This is a genomic window from Streptomyces sp. SID14478, assembly GCF_010548525.1.
In the GTDB taxonomy this organism is placed as follows: Bacteria; Actinomycetota; Actinomycetes; order Streptomycetales; family Streptomycetaceae; genus Streptomyces.
On record NZ_JAAGMG010001084.1, the window covers coordinates 1 to 2508 of the forward strand.

The following is a 2508-nucleotide window of genomic DNA, read 5'->3' on the forward strand; positions in this document are numbered from 1 at the left end:
CACGGCCCCACCGTGCGGCGGCCCGCCCGGCCGCCGCAGCCGGCCGGGCCCCGGGGCATCGGCGCCCTCACGTTCCTGGCCGCGCTGGTCGCCGGCACCCTCGGCACGGGCCTGAGCTGGGAGTCGCGCACCCTCGGCGACAGCCTGCAGACCGGCCTCGCGCTGGCGCTCGGCGTCTTCGGCCTGGGCATCGCGATCAGTGCGTTCCGCGGACGCACCGGCGCGGGCTCGATCGTCCTCGCGGTGCTCACGGCGGGCCTGCTCGCCGCGTCCGCCGCGCTGCCGGCGAACATCAGCACCGACTGGGCGCGCACGGACTGGACCCCGGCGAGCGCGGCGGAGCTGCGGCCGCACTACCAGCTGGGCTCGGGGGTGGGCACGCTGGACCTGTCACGGGTGGACGTGGCGGAGGGCGGGACGCAGGCCACGCACGTGGAGGTGGGCGCCGGGCAGGCGAAGATCGTGCTGCCGAAGGACGACACGGTGAAACTGCACATCAAGGTCGGTGTCGGGGACGTCCAGCTGCCCGGTGACACGTCGAACGACGTGGACGTCCGGCCGGGCGTCGAGAAGACGCTCACCCTGGATCCGCCGGCCGGTACGAAGGCCTCCGGCGTGCTGGAAGTGAATCTCGAGGTCGGTCTCGGACAGGCGGAGGTGTCCCGTGCGGCATGACTTCTTCCCCGGGCGGCTGGTCGCCGGGCTGGCGTTGATGGTGGCGGCCGTCGTGTACTTCGGTGACGCGGGGGGCGCGTGGGACACCCCGTGGTTCGTCGTCATCCCTCTGGTGTGCGGAGGGCTGTGTCTGGCGGGGGCCGTGGGGACGGTGGCGCGGGCGGTCCGCGTCAAGCGGCGTGGCTCCGCCGGTTGAGCGGACGGCTACGGCTCCGCGGGTGCACTGGACGGGTGCGGCTCCGGCGGTGCTTGTCGCGCGGTTCCCCGCGCCGGAGCCGCGGCCGCCTCGTCCGGGTCACCGGCGCCGCCGCCCCCGCCACCACGCGTCCACCGACCACACCGCCGCCCCGGCCAGGACCAGGGGCAACCACGCCATCAGGTACGCCAGGTCGTTGCCCAGGTAGTACGGCTCGGTCGCCCAGCTGACCGTCAGCCACAGGCTCAGGGAGATCAGGGCGCCGCCGACGGCCGCGATCCGGGCCAGCAGGCCGAGCAGCGTGCCGATGCCCACCGCCAGTTCCCCGAAGGCGATCGCGTAGCCGAAGCCCGACGGGGACTTCAGCGCCAGGTCGACGAGTTCCGGGAACGCGGAGGTGTCGCGCACCCCGCGCATCTGCTCGCCGATGGAGCCCGAGCCGCTCGCCTTGAAGAAGGCGCTGTCGGTGAGCTTGTCGAAGGCCGCGTAGATGAAGGTGACGCCGAGGAAGATGCGCAGCGGGACCAGGGCGTACCGCTGTGCGGTGTCGCGCCAGTCACCACCGCCTCCCTGGACGTGACTGGAGTGCAGGTCTGTCCGCATGCCGTGCGCCATCGCTGGTCCGCCGCCTCTCGCGCCTGGTCGCCTGGTGCCCTTTACCCGACCATACGTACGAGACGGCCTCCCGGCTCACCTCGGAGCCGATCAGTGCCTGCGAATCCGATCAGCCCGTCCGGACGCGACATGTCCGCCCGAACCCGAGCGGTCCGTCCGGGGCGCGGCTCAGTCCATGACGTCGATGGTGCAGCTGTTCGTCTCGATGCCGGTCGCGGTGATCACCTGGACCTCGACCCGGCCGGGCTCGACGTCCACCGGCACCGGCACGGTCAGCAGCGCGTCGCTCGGGTTGGTGAAGCCGCCGAGTACCGGCACGAGCGGCACGTGGACGTGTACGGGGCCGATGCGGACGGCGACCCGGGCCAGCTGGTCGGCGGTGCCCCCGCCCGGCGGGACGAACCCGGCACCGCGGATCTCGATGTCGTCGCCGGTGCGGATCGGCGCGTCCAGGTCCCCGGCCTCCCGGGCGCGCACCACGGACAGGACGACAGGGCGGCCGCCCTCCGCGTACTTGCCGCACAGGTACGTCGCCGCCGAGACGGCCACCAGGACGGCGAGCGCCCACGGCAGGTCCGGCAGCTGGTCGGGGCGGCGGGCGAGCCGGGCCGCCGCCCACACGACCGCGGCCCCGCACACGGCGACGTACTGCGTGTCGGTGAAGCTGCCGCGCCCGGAGTCGTCGGTGAGCAGGTCCGCGGCGCGCGGCCGGGTGGCGCGCACCTTCTGCAGGCGCTGGCCGAGGACCCGCAGCCCGATCACCCGGCGGACCAGCACGGCGACCGCGCAGACCACCGCGAGGACCGTCAACAGACCGGCCCCGCGGGCGAGTTCGAGCCCGTCGATGAGGTCGTCGCGCTCCCGGTGGCCGGACGCCGAGGCCAGTTCGCAGGCCAGGACGAGGACCGCGTAGACCGTGAACAGCACGACGCCGCCGGCCACCGCCCGCGACGTCGACAGCCGGTTGTCCTCGCCGATCACCGGCGCGAGGACGCCGCCGCGGGCTCGGTGCAGTGACGCGG

3 protein-coding genes and 1 pseudogene are annotated in these 2508 nt (G+C 74.2%); 2 read left to right on the forward strand and 2 right to left on the reverse strand.

Going from position 1 to position 2508, the window contains the following annotated elements:
* Together G3I40_RS35340 and G3I40_RS35345 are read left to right on the forward strand one after the other, a co-directional pair.
* Nucleotides 1–675: pseudogene (locus tag G3I40_RS35340) on the forward strand (cell wall-active antibiotics response protein); the annotation flags it as partial.
* Nucleotides 665–871: a hypothetical protein gene (locus G3I40_RS35345; RefSeq protein WP_164558931.1), complete on the forward strand. Its 207-nt coding sequence runs from the start codon at nt 665–667 to the stop codon at nt 869–871. The pseudogene G3I40_RS35340 and the gene G3I40_RS35345, both read left to right, overlap by 11 nt.
* Before the next feature lie 99 nt (nt 872–970).
* On the opposite strand, the gene G3I40_RS35350 is transcribed toward G3I40_RS35345, so the two are convergent.
* Nucleotides 971–1474 carry a DoxX family protein gene (locus G3I40_RS35350; protein ID WP_164558933.1) on the reverse strand — a complete coding sequence of 168 codons (504 nt, stop codon included), beginning with the start codon at nt 1472–1474 and terminating at the stop codon, nt 971–973.
* Nucleotides 1475–1654: 180 nt separating this feature from the next.
* Nucleotides 1655–2508 (reverse strand): hypothetical protein (locus tag G3I40_RS35355; protein WP_164558934.1); only part of this gene is annotated, 854 nt, incomplete at its 5' end.

Bases quoted from the DNA above. Each gene is read 5' to 3' on its own strand.
- G3I40_RS35350 (WP_164558933.1), bottom strand. From the start codon at position 1,474: ATGCGGACAGACCTGCACTCCAGTCACGTCCAGGGAGGCGGTGGTGAC.